The 1,100-nt window shown below is 38.4% G+C and carries 3 protein-coding genes; all 3 read right to left on the reverse strand.

Annotated features, from left to right (window positions below; all coding sequences use genetic code 11):
• Positions 1-72: 72 nt before the first annotated feature.
• Positions 73-339 (reverse strand): integrase core domain-containing protein, encoded by a 267-nt coding sequence (locus A9G37_RS13660; RefSeq protein WP_081297716.1) that lies wholly within the window; start codon positions 337-339, stop codon positions 73-75.
• Positions 340-393: 54 nt separating this feature from the next.
• On the reverse strand, positions 394-783 hold the full coding sequence (locus A9G37_RS09345; protein WP_065575351.1) for an IS3 family transposase: 390 nt from the start codon (positions 781-783) through the stop codon (positions 394-396).
• A gap of 22 nt (positions 784-805) precedes the next feature.
• A partial coding sequence (locus A9G37_RS09350) for a transposase (RefSeq protein WP_141671159.1) occupies positions 806-1,100 on the reverse strand: 295 nt, incomplete at its 5' end.

Genomic DNA, 1,100 nt, shown 5'->3' on the forward strand with positions numbered 1-1,100 from the left:
CAATATCTATTGAACACACGCCCAAGAAAACGGCATAAGTTTAAAAGCCCTGCCGATTTTTATTCTAAGGAGCTAAGAAGAATTGCACTTCATGGTGTAATCTAGGTGTGCTAAGTTGTTAAAAAGATATAAATCAAGTACTTCAGTACGATAGGTACGATTAAATCGTTCAATATAACCATTTTGATAAGGGCTACCGGGCTTTATATAATCAATGGCTATATCATGTGATTTAGCCCAGTTTATAAAGGTTTTTCCTGTAAATTCTGGCCCATTATCGACCCGTATTTTTAATGGATATCCATGATATTCGGTCAGTTTATCTAAGTAACGGGTAATCCTTCCTGCTGGTAAGCTGACTGCATATCAATACCTAACGCCTCACGATTAAAGTCATCGATGACATTGAATGTCCTGATTACGGCTACTATCACTCATAAAATCCATTGAACAACATTCACCTTGTTTATTAGGCACAAATAGCTTTTCCGGGCATCGTGGAGGAATGCGTTTTTTTCGTTTTACTCTGAGATTAAGCTTTAATTCACAATACACCCGATAAACACGCTTATGGTTCCATTGATAGCCGAGCTTTCTGATACGATTAAAGCATTTAGGAAAGCCCCAGCGTAAATGCCGGTCTGTGATAGCATTCAATACCGAAACAATCACCGAATCATCCTGTAACTTAGGTTGATAATAGTAAGCACACGGTTTAAGCCAACGATAGCGCAGCTCATAGCTATAGTAACAGAATGATTTTGTTGTAGTTGCTGTGCCCACGTTTTACGGGCCTTTGTGGGCACTAAAGCTTTTTTATGATTTCTTCCTGAAGCTGTGATTTTAAGCTCAGCTCGGCAAACATCTGCTTAAGTTTGCGGTTTTCAGCCTCCAGCTCTTTTAAGCGTTTGATATCCGAAGTTTCCATGCCGCCGTATTTTTCCCGCCATTTATAAAAAGTTGAATTACCCATACCATATTTACGGCAGAGTTCCTTGACAGGAATACCTGCTTCAGCTTCTTTTAAAATAGCGACGATTTGATGTTCAGTCATTTTTTTCATCATTAAATCCCCTTTTACTTTTATCATAGAGAATTTT

Source organism: Gilliamella sp. GillExp13 (assembly GCF_001690815.1).
In the GTDB taxonomy this organism is placed as follows: domain Bacteria; phylum Pseudomonadota; class Gammaproteobacteria; order Enterobacterales; family Orbaceae; genus Gilliamella; species Gilliamella bombi.